We start from the raw sequence: 16,135 nt of genomic DNA on the forward strand, positions 1-16,135 counted from the left end.
CCAGAAATCGGCGGACGATGGTAAAGCTGACTGCCGCCAACTCGAAAATTGGGCGGGGCACAAAATGACACCGCATCGGTGGTCCGTCACCGTGCAGCGCAGCACGCCTAATTGTTCGGCCATGCGACGGGAGAGAAAGCGCCGACGCCCAGCGTCACCGCGCGGCGAACTGCTGCTTTTTGGGCAGTGGCGCCGCTTTGGCCCATTTCATGTCGGGCGTGGTCGCCCGCACGAAGCATGCGCCGCCTCTGCTACGGACGATACGGCACATCTGGTCGGCCGCAGCACGATCGGCAAAGCCGCCCAGCGCCAGCCGGTGATACAGTCGCCCATGCACATTGGCGGCGCTGTAAGAGACCGGGAAGCGAGCCAGTTGCGCGTTGCTGCGCGCCATCCGCTGCCACCTCTCCCGTGCCACCGCGACACTATCATAGGCACCCAGTTGCACCGCATAGGCTGTGGTTGCACCAGGCACCGGCAGCATAAGCGCCACTTTGCGCATCATCGTCGTCGCCCGTGCAACCGGGGTGGAACCGATGTCGGCCGTACGCAACGGCGTCACCGGCGCGCGTATGACGGGCACTTCGTCGGCGGAGATTTCGGAAGGTGCGGCGCTCGTCTCGGTGGACGCAGCCGCCAACATAGCCGGCGCGGATTTAGCTGTCGGTTCAGCTGTCGGCTCGGCGACCGGTTCGGCCACTGGCATTTCGGCCTGCGCCACCTGCACGGCGGGCACGTCCGGCGCGCCAAGTGCCAAGCGTGCGGGCAGTCCGCCGTCGTCGGCACGGATGGGTGCGCCAATCAGCGCGGCAACGCGGGCGGGTTCCCCGCCCTGTCCAGCCGTCTGCGCCCACGCGACCACGCGCTGCGTCGCCGCCAGCGGAGCGAGATCCTGCGCCGCCATCAGCCGCGCCTCGCGCCATTGGCCAGCCAGTGCATAGGCATAGGCCAGATTCTGGCGTGTTTTTGCGTCGGCTTCCCGGTCCTGCGCGGCGGCAGTCAATATGCGGATCGCTTCGAGCGGATCGCCCGCCATCGCCATCGCCAGACCATAGTCGGCAGCAGGAACGCTATCCATATGCGTCACCAGCAATGCGCGTCCGTCGGCAGACTTGCCCAGCGCAACTTTGGCGAGGCTGAGGCTGACGATCGTGCGCGCGCCGGTATCGCCCAGCGTCATCGCGTCGGTAAAGGCACTCTCCGCCGATGTCATGCGCCCGTCGCCCAGATAGGCCCGACCCAGCAGTACGCGATAGCCGGCATTGCGCGGATCGAGCGACACGAGCGTTTCCGCCGCAGTGATCGCCGTCGTCGTATCCCGCCTGGCCAGTGCCGCTTCAGCCTGACGGGCGAGCGTTACGAGCTGGCCGTCGGCCTTCGCGCCGCTTTCGCCAGCGCGCGCCATCATGGCATTGCCGCTCGTGCAACCTGCCAGGGTCAGCCCGATGATCAGCGAGGATGCTGCCATGTGCAGCAGGGGCATGTTGGTCATGGATGTGCGCATGGTCCGGTCCACTGTTCAAATGGTCTTGCCGCAGGGGCGCGGCAGTTGATCGGCCAGCGCCTCGATCTGCGGCTGGCTGTCGAGAAAGGCGTCGAGCGCCTGGGTAACGATTTGCTGTGCCGAGCGATTGCCGACGGCGCAGGCGAGGCGCAGTCGCAGATGCCGCTCCGGGTCGAGCCGCAAGGTGAAAGCGGCCTTGGAGCGCGCGGGCATCGCAATGGATACAGGTGCTTCCAATGCAGGTAGTTCTGGAGCCGTCGCGACAGGCGGCGGCGACGTCTCCGCCTGCTGGACACGCTCGGCAAGCGTGCGGCGCTGCTCGACGACGGGCGGCGGCGGCATATCTTCGGCGACGGGCATGTCCTCGACGATCGGCGAGGGCGCGACCGGCAAGGCGCTGGCCCCCATCGGCGTCAGGCCGATCGACGTGGGCGCATCGGCAGCGCGATGCTGATCCTCGCCCATATCGTTCCAGCCCAGGTCATCCTGAACCTGAGCCGGGTCGAAGCCATGATGACTGTTGCCGCCCAGCATCACCTGACGGCGCATTGCGGGCACGGCGGCCCCCTTGCGGGCCAGCAAGCCGGATGTGAGCGAAGCGAAAGGCTTGGGTTCGGCCATGGGATGGTCTCTCACTGGCCGATGACGCGACGGCCGAAGCCGCCGCCCAGGGGGCGCAGCACGCCGCTTTGCGCATTGCCGTTCTGCGGCACGGAAAAGACGGTGCGACGGAAGTTCTTTTCCAGCCGGTCGGAAATGTAGGTCCACAGATGCACCACTTCCTGGGCAGAGCGGCCGTTGGGATCGACTTCCATCACGGTGCGGCCATCGATCATCGATGCGGCATAATCGACGCGATGGTGCAGCGTGATCGGTGCCACCGTGCCATGCTGCGACAGCGCAATGGCGGCTTCGGATGTGATCTTGGCTTTCGGCGTGGCGGCATTGACGACAAAGATCAGCGGCTTTCCCGCGCGCTCGCACAGATCGACCGTCGCCCCCACGGCCCGCAGATCATGCGGGCTGGGGCGCGTCGGCACGACGACGAGTTCGGCGACGGATATGACGCTCTGGATTGCCATGGTGATCGCCGGCGGCGTGTCGATGACGGCCAGCTTGAACCCCTGCTGGCGCAGCACTTCCAGATCGGCGGCAAGACGCGCCACGGTGGTCTGGGCAAAGGCGGGATATTCGGCCTCGCGCTCGTTCCACCAGTCCGCAAGCGACCCTTGCGGATCGATGTCGATCAGAACGACGGGGCCTGCGCCCGCGCGCTGTGCCTGAACGGCAAGATGCCCCGAAAGCGTGGTTTTGCCCGAGCCACCTTTCTGCGATGCCAGTGCCAATACGCGCACGAAATACCCCCGCAACCATGGAATTGGCCACAGGATTGCCATGCGCGCCCCTAAGAAATGGTTAACTCCGCGGCGATGCTTTCATGTGCGTCACAATCCTTTGGACGGCTGGCCTTCGCAACGCTGGCAAAAGTGCCGTGCAGGCGGTAAGCATTCGTTAAGCATATTTCGCGAGTAAGGTCGCTTCACGCATGGTGTCGACCAAAGCTTTCTGGAAGTGACTATGAAACATGTCATCATCGGCGCGGCAGTCGCGCTGGCCGGACCGGTCTCAGCGATCCTGCTCGATGGCGCGATGTTCGCGGCCCCGGCGCAGGCCGATGTCAAGACCGGCGTCGATGCCTGGACCCAGGGCGACTATGTGAAGGCCGTGAATGAATGGCGTCCACTGGCCAACAGCGGCGACGCCGATGCACAGTTCAACATGGGTCAAGCGTACAAGCTGGGGCGCGGCGTTCCGACGGATCTGCCGATCGCGATGGAATGGTTCCGCAAGGCCGCAGAAAAAGGCCATTTGCGGGCGGAGGACAATTACGGGCTGCTGCTGTTCCAGCAGAACCGGCGCGAAGAGGCCCTGCCCTTCCTGCGTCGCTCCGCGAACCGTGGCGAAGCGCGGGCGCAATATATTCTGGGCACCGCGATGTTCAACGGCGAGCTGGTGAAGAAGGATTGGGTCGAAGCCTATGCGCTGATGACGCGCGCCGCTGCATCCGGCCTTGCGCCTGCGGTTGCAAGCCTGACGCAGATGAACAATTACATTCCCGCCGATCAGCGCAAGCAGGGCCTCGCCCGGGCCGATGCGCTGGCCAAGAAGAATGCAATGACATTGGCGGCGGCGACGGAAGATGGCAACCGGCCGGAGCCTGCCCCCAAAGTCGCACCCGCGCGCCCCGCGCCGACACCCGTAAAAACGGCCGCCGTGCCCCCGTCAAAGCCATCGCCAACACCATCGCCAGCGAGTGAAAAGCCGGTCGTCGCCATCGCAGCCAGGCAGCCGGCACCCACAAAGCCGCCAGCGAAGCCAACGACGAAACCGACTGTTGCTGCGCCCTCCGCAAAGGCGGATGCGCCGTCCCCCGCCCTTGCGGCGACCGGCGGCTGGCGTGTTCAACTCGGCGCGTTCAGCGAAGAGGCGCGCGCGTCCGCACTCTGGGCCAGCCTGTCGAAAAAGGTCGACGGTTTGTCCGCCTATCGCCCTTTCTATGTCAAGGGCGGCGCGGTCACACGTCTTCAGGTCGGCCCGCTCGGCAGCGCGGCGGACGCCGAGAAACTGTGCCGCAGCATCAAGGCCGCTGGCACCGACTGCATTCCGAAGAAGGGGTGAAGGGGACGTATTGCCTTCAAACCCAATCGTCATTCCCGCGAAGGCGGGAACCTATGTACCGTCCTGGTGACGGCCTTTAGTTGGAGAGATGGGTTCCCGCTTTCACGGGAACGACGAGATTGTTTTGCTTTGGCAATCGTCTATCTGCGCCAAAGGCCAGATCACCCTACGCCAGTTCGACCGGCGACACTTCATAGCCCGCAGCGCCGATCGCGGCGATCAGCCTTTCCAGATGCGCTGCATCGCGGGTTTCGCATTCGACGTCGAGGCTGAGCCCCTTGGCGGGCAGGTTCGTGAAAATGCGCTGGTGCGACAATTCCAGAATGTTCACGCCCTGCTGATCGAAGATGCGGGCAATTGCGAACAATGCGCCGGGCCGATCCTGCAAGATGATCCGCAGCCGCGCCAGCCGACCCGAACGCGCTAGATCACGCAGCAACACGTTGGCCAGCAGACGCGTGTCGATATTGCCGCCGCACAGCACCAGACCCACCGTGCGCCCGGCAAACAGCGCCTTGTGCTCCAGCAAAGCGGCAAGACCGGCGGCACCAGCACCTTCCACCACGGTCTTTTCGATCTGGAGCAGTAGGCTGACAGCCTGTTCGAGTGACCGCTCGCTCACCAGCACAATGTCGTCGGCCAGCCGCTCGACGAATCGGCGTGTCAGCAAACCCGGCTCCTTCACCGCGATGCCTTCCGCGAGCGTATCGCCGTCGCAGGCGAGCGACGCGCCCTTCAGCACATCATACATCGAGGGATAAAGTTCCGCCTGCACACCGATCAGCCGCATATCCGGCTTCATTGCGCGCGCGGCGGTTCCCATGCCGGAAAACAGCCCCCCGCCGCCGATCGGGATCACCAGCGTATCGATGTCGGGCGCATCCTCCAGCATTTCGAGCGCGACGGTGCCCTGGCCCGCAATGATGTCCGGCTCATCAAACGGATGAACGAACGTCAACCCGCGCTCCTGCTCCAGCATGCGGGCATGGGCATAGGCATCGTCGAACTTTTCGCCATGCAGCACCACGGTGGCGCCATGCCCCTCGGTCTGCATCACTTTGACCGTCGGTGTGGTCGTCGGCATCACGATCGTGACGGGTACACCCAGGCGCGCGCCATGATAGGCGAGGCCCTGCGCATGATTGCCCGCAGACGCGGCGATCACGCCCTTCTGCCGTGCAGACTCGCCCAGCAGGGTCAGGCGGTTGAGCGCCCCACGCTCCTTGTAAGCCGCGGTGAACTGAAGATTTTCGAACTTCAGATAGACGCTTGCGCCTAGCATAGCCGACAATGTCTTGCTGACCAGCGTCGGCGTTCGCACGATCGCGCCGGAAATGCGGGCGCGCGCGGCCAATATATCGTCAACGGTTACAGGCAGCGGCAATGCGCCCTCGATCTTGCTGAGCGTAGTCATGCGCCGCCCCTACCGCATCGGCGCACAAGAAGAAACTGGCTCTTGCCCGAAACTGGCCTTATGCCGGACAGAACAATTCTCCGACTTTCTTCCAAGCAGGTGCAATGGCGAACATAGCTTTTATCGGCCTTGGCGTGATGGGGTCTCCGATCGCCGGGCATCTGGCGCGCGCGGGCCACAGCCTGAGCGTGTTCAACCGCTCGATCGGCAAGGCCAAAGCCTGGGCAGAAGCCTATGGCGGCACCGTGGCGGTAAGCCCGATGCAGGCGGCGGAAGGCGCGGATGTCGTCATCACCTGCGTAGGTACCGACGATGATCTGGCGGCAGTAACGTTTGGCCGGGACGGCGCTTTCCGGGCGATGCGCAAGGGCAGCCTGCTGATCGATCACACCACCGTATCGGCGCGGATCGCCCGACAACTGTTCGTTGAAGGCGAAAGCAAGGGCATTCATTGCGTCGATGCGCCGGTATCCGGCGGTCAGGCCGGGGCGGAAAACGGCAAGTTGTCGATCATGTGCGGCGGCGCGGCTCCGGCGGTCGAAGCGGCGCGGATCGTGATGCAATGCTATGCCGCGCGGATCGTGCATGTCGGTGTCGCGGGTGCGGGGCAGACGGCAAAGATGGTGAACCAGATATGCATCGCGGGCGTGTTGCAGGGCCTTTCGGAGGCGCTGCGCTTCGCGCAGGCCGCCGACCTCGATCTCGACAAGGTTTTCGAGGCGATTTCCGGCGGCGCGGCGCAAAGCTGGCAGATGGACAATCGCTGGAAAACGATGGCGCAGGACAGTTTCGACTTCGGCTTCGCGGTCGACTGGATGCGCAAGGATCTGGGACTGGCGCTTGAGGAAGCACGCTCCAACGGCGCGACCTTGCCGATGACCGCGCAAGTCGATCAATTCTATGCCGACATCCAGGCCATGGGTGGCCACCGGCAGGATACCAGCGCGCTGGTGCGACGCGTGACGCGCGTATGACGCGCATCCGTACATCAGTCGTCAGGCAGAACCTGTTGCAGCTTCCATCAGCTCTGAACTCGCAGGAAAGCGCCATTACAGCACCAACGAATCCTGACGTACGTCAGGCTGACGAGGAGCGAGATGACAGACGCCGGTTCCACCCCAAATGGCATGTCCTTGCCGCGCTTCTGCTGTCCGGCCTCGCCGCTCCCGCCTTTGCTTCAGGCCTCGTCGATGACGTGAACGGCATCGCGCTGGATGACAAGGGCAAGCTGCTGTCGTTCAACGGCCTCGTCATTTCCGACGACGGCAAGGTCGAAAAATTGTTGCAGCCCAAGGACAAGCGGCCGGAGCGGCCGACGTTTCGGCTCGACGGCAAGGGACGCACACTCATCCCCGGCATGATCGACGGCCATGGCCATGTCATGGGCCTGGGCCTTGCGCTCCTTACCCTCGACCTGTCGGACACCCGGTCGCTGGCCGAAGCACAAGCCAAGATCAGGGCCTATGCGAGCGAAAACGCTGGCCGAAAATGGATTATCGGGACCGGATGGAACCAGGAATTATGGGGTCTCGGCCGATTTCCCACCGCCGCCGAACTGGATGCCGCCGTGGCCGATATCCCCGTGTGGCTGGAGCGCGTGGACGGTCATGCAGGCTGGGCCAACAGTGCCGCGATGCAGGCCGCGGGCATAACGGCTGCGACCAAAGCGCCGCCCGGGGGCCGTATCGAAAGCGCCGGGGGTAAGCCGTCCGGCGTGTTCGTTGATGCCGCCAAGGCACTGATCGAGCGCGTCGTGCCGCCGCCCGCGCCGAAGGACCGCGACCTGGCCTTTGCCAAGGCACAGGACAAGCTGCTGTCGCTCGGCATCACGGCCATTGCCGACATGGGCACGACAATGGACGACTGGCAGACATTTCGCCGGTCTGGCGATCGTGGGGTGCTCCGTGTGCGGATCATGGCCTATGCGGCGGGCATCGATCAGATGGTGGCGATCGCCGGGCCGGAGCCTACGCCCTGGCTCTATGACGATCGGCTGCGCCTCACGGGCGTGAAGCTCTATCTCGATGGCGCGCTTGGATCGCGCGGGGCATGGCTCAAGGCGGATTACAGCGACGCGCCCGGCCAGCGCGGCCTGCCGCTGACCGGATCGACGCAATTGCGCAACCAGATGAGCCGCGCGGCGATGGACAATTTCCAGGTCGCCATCCATGCCATCGGCGATCAGGCCAATGCCGAGGTGCTCGACGCGATCGAGGAACTCTCCGGCACATACAGGGGCGACCGACGCTGGCGGATCGAACATGCACAAATCGTGGACCCGGTGGACCTACCCCGCTTTGCCACACACGGCACGATCGCGTCGATGCAGCCGGTGCATGAAGCGTCCGACTGGCGGATGGCCCTTGCGCGTATGGGCGAGGCCCGCCTGCAAGGGGCATATGCCTGGCGGACGATGCTCGACAACAAGGTGCCACTGGCCTTCGGCTCGGACGTGCCGGTCGAATCCGCCAATCCCTTTCCCGGCCTTGCCGTTGCCATGACGCGGGAGGATGCAAAGGGCGAACCCTTCGGGGGCTGGATGCCGCAGCAGCGCATCAGGTTAGAGGAAGCACTGGCGGCCTTCACGCGCGGCGCGGCCTATGCCGGCTTTGCGGAACAACGCTTCGGTGCGCTGGCGCCCGGGCAGCAAGCCGATTTTCTGCTGATCGACCGCGACATCACGCTTGCCCGGCCCACGGAAATCCGGGAGACGCAGGTGCTCGAAACATGGGTGGGCGGTCAGCGGGCCTATGTGCGGCGATAGACGCAGAGCGCTATGCGCAAATGCAAGTGCCGCCGGACGTCATATGTCGGCGGCACTTCTTCCTCCCAAGATAGTTGACCTTCCGAGTCAACGCGCGGCGTAAGTTGTGCGCGGCAGGCGCTTGAGCGCCATTCTGGCGACCGTGCGCGATGAGGCGATGCTGCCGTCGGCCATCTGGAGATCGACCGGCATGGCCTTGATGGCCGCACGATAGGCCGCGTCCGCGTCCTTGATACGGCCCATGCCGGCATAGGCATGACCAAGGTTGATAAGACGCGCGGGATCGCCCGCCGTCGTGCCGTCCAGGCTGTTCAGCCGTGCCGCAGCCCTGTCATATTGACCATCCATCAAGGCGGCGACACCCAGGCTGCCGGTGCCATAGCCGATCTCGGTCGGTGCCGCGGCACCTTGCGCATGGGCCGATACCGGCGCGGAGAAAAGAACCGTTGCGACCGCTGCTCCCGACAGCAGATAGCGATATTTTCCCATAATTTCCTCCAAAAAAACTTTCTAATATAGCCGTGAGTATTTCACTTTTATGACATGTCGGCAATATGAGAAATGTCTAGTCGGATGAAGATTTATAATGCCATTTTCAATGCGTTAACATGACGGAGCTATCGCGCAGATGCAGCATAAGATGTTTGTCATTAAACTGCAACAAACATCGGATCGGTAGTGATTCGCCGTGCGGTGCACGACCGCGATAGCGCAAAACGTGACGCCGCACCCGATCCGAAGCGTGGCCGGCTGCTTGTTCGTTGAGCGAAGATCGGGACGATAGGGTCCGGAGGATTCTGTTGCCCGGCTCCTCCGGAGGCCGCTGTAACCCTTCTGTTGCCCGGTGGGTCCAACCGCGTTCTTTTAGAGTAATCTCGGCCGTTAGGCCTTAATTACGCTGCGAGAGCGAGTGCTTCGTTATCGTTGGCACTTATGGGTTTTGAACAGTTTTACGGCTTACTCGGGCCGGGCGAAAATACCGTCTTTGAACACACGTCGATCCTGGTTCGGCCCCGTCAGGTGCCTCGCCGCAATGCTGCGCCGGGGCATATGGTGGAGCCGGCGGGTACTGCCCCCGCGTCCGCTGCGTCTATTACACGGCACAATTTATCGCCATAGTCGGGCGAACCCGACAGAACTCATATAGGCGCAAATGGCTGAATGAAAAGTGACTCATTGCACGCCGTTCGGCCAGATCGCGATCTGGCAACAAGAAAGGGGCGCAGTGCCATGTCGCACCGCGCCCCTTTGCGGGGATAACGAACGCGCCAGCCGCGCGAACATATTCCCATCCTTACATGGCGTTGTCGGCGCGATCCTCGGCCTTCTCGGCTGCCACTTCGCCCGCCTTGCGCGTGGCGTCGGCCTTCTCTTCCAGCGCCTCGCTCATGTTTTCCGCGGCATCAGCAGCGTTGCCGGTCAAGTTGTCGGCACGATCTTCCATGGCGTCGGCCTGATTTTCCATATTGTCAGCGGCGTTTTCATAGGCGTTTTCCACCTTGTTTTCCTGGGCGGAATCGCAGGCCGCAAGAGCCATCAGGCTGGCGGCACCAAGCACCGTTGCAAAGGTTTTCACGATCAATTCTCCTGTTACGCCCCCTGGGGCTGGCATGGCATCATGGACGAGAGGGGGCGATGATCGCGCACTTCGTCCAAGCCGCAACAACAGGCATCCGTCCTTATGGTTCCACGGGTCGTCGCATCCGTAACCTTGGCAGGGTCGGCAACAGGCTAAACGTCGGCCGCCCCCTTCCGCAGCGAATCGCGGATTTCGCGCAAGAGCACCACTTCTTCAGGCGTCGGCGCTGCCTCAGCTTCCGCTTCTTTTTTGTGCGCGGCTAGCAGAGCATTCACGCCCTTCATCAACAGGAAGATGATAAACGCCAGAATCAGGAAATTGACGACGACCGTCAAAAACGCACCCCAGCCGAGCATGGCGACACCCGCTGTCTTCAGGTCGGCATAGCTATCCGGCGAACCTTTGAAACCCTCTGGAATGGCGCCCAGCCGTATGAAATAGGCAGAAAAATCGACGCCGCCGAAAATATAGCCGACGAGCGGCATGATGAGGTCGTCCGTCACCGACTTGGTGATCGTCGCGAAGGCACCGCCGATGATGACGCCGATCGCCAGATCCAGCACATTGCCGCGTGCAACGAACGCCTTGAACTCGGAAGCTATGCTCATCTGTCATCCTTTTGCTGTAGGTTCGTGCCTGAAAGCGAACGTGAAGGATGGCGAACCCGCCTGCCAAAGTCCAGTTGCGCAAGAACCGTTGCAGGCGGGCAATACAGCGCCTACCTGTGTCGCATCCAGCTTGTGGGGAGTCTCGCCATGTTGCCACGTTCCGTCCGCCGTTTTCTTCCCGCCGCCTTCGCAGCCATTGCGGCGCTCACGCTGGCGTCCTGCGGCATCAACAGCGTACCGACGGCGGAGGAAGCGGCCAAGGCGAAATGGGCCGATGTGCAGGCCCAATACCAGCGCCGGTCGAACCTCATTGGCAATCTCGTCGCAACGGTGAAGGGGGCCGCCAAGCAGGAGCAGGATACGCTGGTACAGGTGACCGAGGCGCGCGCGAAAGCGACATCGGTTCAGGTCAATGCGGCCGATCTGTCCGACCCGGCGAAGGTCGCCGCATTTCAGCAGGCGCAAGGCGCGCTGACGCAGGGTCTGGGCCGCCTGCTCGCTTCGGTGGAAGCTTATCCGGACCTCAAGTCCAACGCCAATTTCCTTGAGCTGCAATCGCAACTTGAAGGAACGGAAAACCGCATTGCCGTCGCGATCCGCGACTATAACGAAGCGGTCCGCGCCTACAATACGCGCATCCGCACCTTCCCCGATGCGATCGGTGCCAAGCTCATCCACGGCGCAAAACCGATGACCCCCTATCAGGCGACGACGCCAGGGGCCGAGGAAGCGCCCAAGGTCGATTTCGGCGGCTGACATCCTTTCCGTGAAACATATCCTGCGCCTGTGCGTCCTCTGGGCGCTGATTGCCCTTGCTCCGGCAGCATGGGCGCAGGATTTTCCGAAGCTTACGGGCCGCGTGGTCGATGCGGCCAACTTGCTCGATCCCGCGCGCGAGCAGGCATTGACCGCACGGCTGGCGCAGCTCGAACAGCAAAGCGGCCGACAGCTCGTTGTCGCCACCGTCCCCAGCCTCCAGGATTATGACATTGCCGATTATGGCTATCGCCTGGGCCGCGCCTGGGGCATCGGCGAGAAGGACAAGAATAGCGGTGCGCTGCTGATCGTCGCGCCAAATGAACGCAAGGTGCGGATCGAATCCGGTTATGGGCTGGAGGGGATATTGACCGACGCGTTGGCGTCCCGGATCATCCGCGAGACGATCATCCCGCGTTTCAAGTCCAATGATTATCCCGGCGGGATAGAAGCAGGCACAAACGCCCTGATTACCCTGCTGACCTTGCCACCCGACGAGGCGCGGGCGCAGGCCGTTGCCGCGGAAAAGGGCGAAAAGCGCGGCGGCGGCGATGGCTTCATTCTGATATTCTGGATCGTCATCCTGCTTTTCTTCATTCTGCCGATGCTCTTCGGGCGACGGGGCGGTCGGCGGCATCGCCGTGGCGGCATGCCCGTCGTGATATGGGGACCGGGCCTGGGTGGCGGTGGTTCCGATTGGGGCGGCGGCGGTGGTTGGGGTGGCGGCTTCGGTGGCGGTGGAGGCGGCTTTTCCGGTGGCGGCGGCAGCTTCGGCGGTGGCGGGGCATCGGGGGACTGGTGATGGCGGACAGGTTCACGCTCACTCCGGCCGATCACGATCGCGTGACACAGGCGGTCGCCGCTGCCGAAGCGCAGAGCGATGGGGAAATCGTCACGATCATAGCGCGCCGGTCAGACAGCTATCATGATGTGGGCCTGCACTGGGCCATTGCGACGATGCTGGCGTCGCTCGCCGGGATCGCCGCCTTCCCGTCTGTTTTCAAAGACCTGTTCCTGGATATTCTCGGATCATGGGACTATTATCTGGAGGACTGGCGCTTTCTCGTGTGCATCCTGTGCGTCTTGATTGCTACGTTCCTGATCGTCCGCTACATCGCCGCCATCCCGCCGGTACGGATGCTGTTGACGCCCAGAGCGACCAAGGCGCGCCGCGTGCGCCGCCGCGCCATCACCCTGTTTCGCGCCGCTGTCGAGGCGCGTACCCGTGCGCGCACCGGCGTGCTGATCTATCTATCGCTCGACGAACATCGCGCCGAACTGGTCGCCGACGCCTCGATCAACGAAAAGGTCGATCCGGCGATATGGGGCGATGCGATGGCTGCTCTCGTGACCCATCTGCGCGCAGGGCGCCCCGGTGAAGGGATGGCGCAGGCGGTCACGCTGGTCGGCGCCGTCATCGCCGAACATTTTCCCCGCAGTGCCGATGACCGCAACGAGCTGCCCGACCGGCTGATCGAACTATGAACGACGACACGCCGGAAGAAATCATGTGGGAAGGCCGCTTCATCACGGCCAAGCGTCGGGGCAGGTGGGAATATGTCAGCCGGGCGCGCGGCATTCGCGCCGCCGTCATCCTCGCGATCGACGACGGCCATGTCCTGCTGGTCGATCAATATCGTGTCCCGCTGGGTCAGCGATGTCTCGAACTGCCGGCGGGTCTGGTGGGCGACGGCGCTATGCCGGATGAGGATGCGGCCATGGCTGCGATCCGCGAACTGGAAGAGGAAACGGGCTATCGCGCGGCGCGCATGGACAGCCTTGGCACCTATTTCAGCTCGCCGGGCATGGTATCGGAGAGCTTCACACTGTTTCGGGCGGGCGGCCTTCGCCAAACCGGCCCGGGCGGCGGTGTGGATGGCGAGGATATCATCGTCCATCGGCTGCCGCTCGCCACGCTTCACGACGAGATCGAACGGATGCGCGGCAAAGGCTATGCGATCGACGTCAAGCTGCTGCTGCTGCTCGGCCCGACGATCCTCGCAGCGGTAGCGCCTTAGCGGAAATTATCCGCATAAGCCTGTAATTTCAGAGTCTTCGGTGGTGTATTGATGACGGAATAGGCGATATTTTCGCGCCTGGCATAGGCTTCCGCAGCCGCCTGCGAAGGGAAACGCAGGACGACCTGTTCGGCAGTGTAGCCCGATCCTGCCCAGCCGGTCAGCGGATCGGCGCGCTTCGGTTCGTCAGGCCTGAACTCCAGTACCCAACTGCTCGTGCGCGCCTTGCCGGACTGCATCGCATTCTTGGGCATCTGGTAAATCCGTGCAGTCACGCTCATCTCCGGTCGTCGGGTTCCGCGTCGGCCATGCCCCGGAACAGCCCGGCCCGTCAAGATTTCCCGCGCGCGTCGGCTCTTTTCGTGCGCAGCGTCGCCGCCGCCGCGGAGGGGTCATCCGGCCAGGGATGGCGCGGATAACGACCGCGCATTTCCTTCGCCACATCCGCCCAGTTGCCGCGCCAAAATCCAGGCAAGTCCCGCGTCGTCTGGATGGGGCGCCCCGCCGGTGACGTCAGGCTCAGGACCAGCGGCACCTGCGCTTCGCCGATGCACGGATGGTCAGACAGGCCGAAAAGCGCCTGAACGCGCAATTCGACACGCGGGCCACCCTCGGCATCATAATCGATCGCATGGCGGCTACCGGCCGGTGACACGAATTCGGCCGGAGCCAGCCGATCGATCCTCTGACGGCCATCCCAGCCAAGACGGTCTTCGAGCATCTGCGACAAGGCGGAAGCTGTTATGTCCGAAAGCCGTCGCTTGTCCGTCAGCAGCGGGGCCAGCCAATCGTCCAGATCAGCGAGCAAAGCGGAATCGCTGAGCCTGTCGCTGCCCGCAAAGACAGCCCGCATGCGCAGCCCCCGTGCGGCCTCCGACCAGGGCAGGAGATTGAGCCCCCCCGCCCTGACCCCGTCCACCAGCGCCGCCACGACCGCGCCGGCATCAGGACTGTCGTCAGACCCTGATGTCAGCCGTACCGCCCCGATCCGCCGTTCCCGCAGCGCCTCGACGCCGCCGGTCTCCTTTCGAAAGCGCACGATGCGGTGCTCCTCCACCCGTCCGTCAAACAGCGCCAATACATCGGTCTCGCGGATCGACGCGGCCGACACTATCCGCGCGCCTGACGCCCGGCCTTGCACCTCGCCGATCGCCAGCCAGTCCTCCCGCGCGAGGGGGCTGAGCGGATCGAGCGTAAAGCCGCGGCCACCGACGCTCGCCCATTGCGTACCATCGGCCGACCGACGCTTCGCCACACGATCGGGAAACGCAAGCGCCAGACACCGGCCAACCGAATCCGGCCCCTCGCTTTCGCCCTTGGGGGGGCCACCCGCCATATCGGCCCAGCGCCGGACCAACCGTCTTCCGGCATCGGCCCGTTGACCGGCTTCCCGGCGCCAGCGCGTAAGCCGCTGTGTCATATCCACATCATTGCCGCCGAGGACACGCTCGCCAAGCAGCAAGGCAACCTCCGCAGCCGTGCTTGCCATCCCGAGCGCGCCCGCGCGCACCAGCATATGCCCTATGCGCGGCGCAAGCGGCAGCTTGGCAATGTCCCGTCCATGCCCGGTGATGCGTCCCTCGGCGTCCAGTGCGTCGAGCGACTGAAGACGCTGACGCGCTTCGGCCAGAGCGGCCTCTGGCGGCGGATCTATCCAGCGCAGGCACGCCGGGTCGGTAACGCCCCATAATGCGCAATCGAGCAGCAGCGCCGAGAGATCGCTCTCGACGATTTCGGGCGGATCGAACGGCGGCATCCCGGCGGTCGCCGCGGCTTCCCACAATCGATAGACGACACCCGGCCGCTGGCGGGCGGCACGACCGGCGCGCTGGGTCGCGGCGGCCTGGCTCGCCTTTTCCGTCGTCAGCCGCGTTACCCCCGCCGCCCGGTCATAGCGCGGTCGCCGGGCAAGGCCGCTATCCACGACGATCCGCACGCCGTCGATGGTCAGGCTGGTCTCGGCAATGCTCGTGGCCAGAATGACCTTGCGCTCGCCCAGCGCGGCAGGTCTGAGCGCGAGGCGTTGCGCGGCCGGGTCGAGCGATCCGTGCAGCCGGTGGACTCGCACCGAAGCGGGCAGCGCAACCAGCCGCTCGGCCGTCCGCTCGATCTCGGCAACGCCGGGCAGGAATACCAGCACGTCGCCTTCGCTTTCCTCGGCCAGCGCACGCTTGACCGCCGCGGCTACACTGTCCTCGATACGCTGTTCGGCGGCGCGCCCGATATGGCGCACGTCGAGCGGGTACATGCGCCCCTGGCTCTCGATCACGGGGCAACGGTCCATCAGTGCCGCAAAGCGCGCGCCGTCTAGCGTAGCGGACATGGCAACCAGTCGCAGATCGGGCCGCAACGCCGCCTGCGCATCCAGCGCAAGCGCCAGCCCGAAATCGCTGTCGAGACTGCGCTCATGCACTTCGTCAAACAGCACGACGGAAACCCCAGACAGCTCGGGATCATCCTGAATACGGTTGCGAAATATGCCTTCGGTCAGAACAAGCAGGCGCGTGCCGGAGGACTGGCGACTGTCCATGCGCGTGGCATAACCGACCGTGCCGCCCGGCGTCTCGCCGCACATCGCTGCGATCCGTTCCGCCGCTGCCCGCGCCGCCAGACGCCGGGGCGAAAGCAGCAGAACCTGCCCGGTGCACCAGTCCTGCCGCAGTATTTCAGGTGCCACCGCCGTCGTTTTTCCGGCACCCGGCGGCGCGACGAGAACGGCATTGCTGCTGGCGCGCAGACTGGCCATCAGGTCGGCCATCACGGCATGGATGGGAAGCGGCGGCAGTTCGGACATCGCTTACTCCGAAAAGCCC

The 16,135-nt window shown here is 64.1% G+C and carries 16 protein-coding genes and 1 other RNA gene; 7 read left to right on the top strand and 10 right to left on the bottom strand.

From position 1 onward, the window contains the following. Positions 1-154 precede the first annotated feature (154 nt). Genes ENE74_RS11295 through ENE74_RS11305 form a run of 3 tightly spaced genes read right to left on the bottom strand, consistent with a single transcriptional unit; the run spans position 155 to position 2,859 of the window. The gene (locus ENE74_RS11295; RefSeq protein WP_127691027.1) at positions 155-1,492 is read right to left on the bottom strand and encodes an SPOR domain-containing protein; all 1,338 of its coding nucleotides are present in this window, start codon (positions 1,490-1,492) and stop codon (positions 155-157) included. 27 nt (positions 1,493-1,519) lie between these two features. Continuing rightward, positions 1,520-2,125, bottom strand: a complete 606-nt coding sequence (locus ENE74_RS11300) for a hypothetical protein (protein WP_127691028.1) — start codon at positions 2,123-2,125, stop codon at positions 1,520-1,522. Positions 2,126-2,136: 11 nt separating this feature from the next. Then, a complete protein-coding gene (locus ENE74_RS11305) occupies positions 2,137-2,859 on the bottom strand; it encodes a ParA family protein (RefSeq protein WP_127691187.1) in 723 nt (240 codons plus the stop codon). A gap of 295 nt (positions 2,860-3,154) precedes the next feature. Between ENE74_RS11305 and ENE74_RS11310 the strand changes: the two genes are divergently transcribed. After that, on the top strand, positions 3,155-4,183 hold the full coding sequence (locus ENE74_RS11310; protein ID WP_420902587.1) for an SPOR domain-containing protein: 1,029 nt from the start codon (positions 3,155-3,157) through the stop codon (positions 4,181-4,183). 166 nt (positions 4,184-4,349) lie between these two features. Here ENE74_RS11310 and ENE74_RS11315 read toward each other — a convergent pair whose 3' ends face one another. Beyond that, positions 4,350-5,597 (bottom strand): threonine ammonia-lyase, encoded by a 1,248-nt coding sequence (locus tag ENE74_RS11315; RefSeq protein WP_127691030.1) that lies wholly within the window; start codon positions 5,595-5,597, stop codon positions 4,350-4,352. 104 nt (positions 5,598-5,701) lie between these two features. Between ENE74_RS11315 and ENE74_RS11320 the strand changes: the two genes are divergently transcribed. Both ENE74_RS11320 and ENE74_RS11325 read left to right on the top strand, forming a co-directional pair. Then, on the top strand, positions 5,702-6,571 hold the full coding sequence (locus ENE74_RS11320; RefSeq protein ID WP_127691031.1) for an NAD(P)-dependent oxidoreductase: 870 nt from the start codon (positions 5,702-5,704) through the stop codon (positions 6,569-6,571). 170 nt (positions 6,572-6,741) lie between these two features. Continuing rightward, the gene (locus tag ENE74_RS11325) at positions 6,742-8,361 is read left to right on the top strand and encodes an amidohydrolase (RefSeq protein ID WP_241241970.1); all 1,620 of its coding nucleotides are present in this window, start codon (positions 6,742-6,744) and stop codon (positions 8,359-8,361) included. An 87-nt stretch (positions 8,362-8,448) separates the two neighbouring features. Here ENE74_RS11325 and ENE74_RS11330 read toward each other — a convergent pair whose 3' ends face one another. The 4 genes from ENE74_RS11330 to mscL all read right to left on the bottom strand — a co-directional run bounded on the left by ENE74_RS11330 (position 8,449) and on the right by mscL (position 10,548). After that, entirely contained in the window at positions 8,449-8,850 is a 402-nt protein-coding gene (locus ENE74_RS11330; RefSeq protein WP_127691033.1) for a tetratricopeptide repeat protein, read from the bottom strand. Between the two features lie 333 nt (positions 8,851-9,183). Next, positions 9,184-9,533: a transfer-messenger RNA gene (gene ssrA / locus ENE74_RS11335) on the bottom strand. Positions 9,534-9,655: 122 nt separating this feature from the next. Continuing rightward, positions 9,656-9,937 (bottom strand): hypothetical protein, encoded by a 282-nt coding sequence (locus ENE74_RS11340; protein WP_127691034.1) that lies wholly within the window; start codon positions 9,935-9,937, stop codon positions 9,656-9,658. Positions 9,938-10,092: 155 nt separating this feature from the next. Beyond that, the gene (gene mscL, locus ENE74_RS11345) at positions 10,093-10,548 is read right to left on the bottom strand and encodes a large conductance mechanosensitive channel protein MscL (protein ID WP_127691035.1); all 456 of its coding nucleotides are present in this window, start codon (positions 10,546-10,548) and stop codon (positions 10,093-10,095) included. Positions 10,549-10,695: 147 nt separating this feature from the next. Between mscL and ENE74_RS11350 the strand changes: the two genes are divergently transcribed. Genes ENE74_RS11350 through ENE74_RS11365 form a run of 4 tightly spaced genes read left to right on the top strand, consistent with a single transcriptional unit; the run spans position 10,696 to position 13,322 of the window. Further along, on the top strand, positions 10,696-11,304 hold the full coding sequence (locus ENE74_RS11350; protein WP_127691036.1) for a LemA family protein: 609 nt from the start codon (positions 10,696-10,698) through the stop codon (positions 11,302-11,304). 19 nt (positions 11,305-11,323) lie between these two features. Next, positions 11,324-12,106 carry a TPM domain-containing protein gene (locus ENE74_RS11355; RefSeq protein WP_420902588.1) on the top strand — a complete coding sequence of 261 codons (783 nt, stop codon included), beginning with the start codon at positions 11,324-11,326 and terminating at the stop codon, positions 12,104-12,106. Continuing rightward, the gene (locus ENE74_RS11360) at positions 12,106-12,789 is read left to right on the top strand and encodes a TPM domain-containing protein (RefSeq protein WP_127691038.1); all 684 of its coding nucleotides are present in this window, start codon (positions 12,106-12,108) and stop codon (positions 12,787-12,789) included. Before ENE74_RS11355 ends, ENE74_RS11360 begins: the two co-directional genes overlap by 1 nt. Further along, complete coding sequence (locus ENE74_RS11365) at positions 12,786-13,322, top strand: NUDIX hydrolase (RefSeq protein WP_127691039.1); 537 nt, start codon at positions 12,786-12,788, stop codon at positions 13,320-13,322. The genes ENE74_RS11360 and ENE74_RS11365 overlap by 4 nt, the downstream gene beginning before the upstream one ends. On the opposite strand, the gene ENE74_RS11370 is transcribed toward ENE74_RS11365, so the two are convergent. Together ENE74_RS11370 and hrpB are read right to left on the bottom strand one after the other, a co-directional pair. Further along, positions 13,319-13,597 carry an NADH dehydrogenase ubiquinone Fe-S protein 4 gene (locus ENE74_RS11370; protein ID WP_127691040.1) on the bottom strand — a complete coding sequence of 93 codons (279 nt, stop codon included), beginning with the start codon at positions 13,595-13,597 and terminating at the stop codon, positions 13,319-13,321. The two genes, ENE74_RS11365 and ENE74_RS11370, sit on opposite strands and share 4 nt — an antisense overlap. 56 nt (positions 13,598-13,653) lie before the next feature. Continuing rightward, positions 13,654-16,116 (bottom strand): ATP-dependent helicase HrpB, encoded by a 2,463-nt coding sequence (gene hrpB, locus ENE74_RS11375; protein WP_127691041.1) that lies wholly within the window; start codon positions 16,114-16,116, stop codon positions 13,654-13,656. Positions 16,117-16,135: the final 19 nt, after the last annotated feature.

The sequence above is a fragment of the Sphingobium algorifonticola genome (assembly GCF_004005485.1).
Lineage (GTDB): Bacteria > Pseudomonadota > Alphaproteobacteria > Sphingomonadales > Sphingomonadaceae > Sphingobium > Sphingobium algorifonticola.

Bases quoted from the DNA above. Each gene is read 5' to 3' on its own strand.
- mscL (WP_127691035.1), bottom strand. From the start codon at position 10,548: ATGAGCATAGCTTCCGAGTTCAAGGCGTTCGTTGCACGCGGCAATGTG.
- ENE74_RS11360 (WP_127691038.1), top strand. From the start codon at position 12,106: ATGGCGGACAGGTTCACGCTCACTCCGGCCGATCACGATCGCGTGACA.
- ENE74_RS11365 (WP_127691039.1), top strand. From the start codon at position 12,786: ATGAACGACGACACGCCGGAAGAAATCATGTGGGAAGGCCGCTTCATC.
- ENE74_RS11330 (WP_127691033.1), bottom strand. From the start codon at position 8,850: ATGGGAAAATATCGCTATCTGCTGTCGGGAGCAGCGGTCGCAACGGTT.
- ENE74_RS11315 (WP_127691030.1), bottom strand. From the start codon at position 5,597: ATGACTACGCTCAGCAAGATCGAGGGCGCATTGCCGCTGCCTGTAACC.
- ENE74_RS11300 (WP_127691028.1), bottom strand. From the start codon at position 2,125: ATGGCCGAACCCAAGCCTTTCGCTTCGCTCACATCCGGCTTGCTGGCC.
- ENE74_RS11350 (WP_127691036.1), top strand. From the start codon at position 10,696: ATGTTGCCACGTTCCGTCCGCCGTTTTCTTCCCGCCGCCTTCGCAGCC.
- ENE74_RS11320 (WP_127691031.1), top strand. From the start codon at position 5,702: ATGGCGAACATAGCTTTTATCGGCCTTGGCGTGATGGGGTCTCCGATC.
- ENE74_RS11295 (WP_127691027.1), bottom strand. From the start codon at position 1,492: ATGACCAACATGCCCCTGCTGCACATGGCAGCATCCTCGCTGATCATC.
- hrpB (WP_127691041.1), bottom strand. From the start codon at position 16,116: ATGTCCGAACTGCCGCCGCTTCCCATCCATGCCGTGATGGCCGACCTG.
- ENE74_RS11310 (WP_420902587.1), top strand. From the start codon at position 3,155: ATGTTCGCGGCCCCGGCGCAGGCCGATGTCAAGACCGGCGTCGATGCC.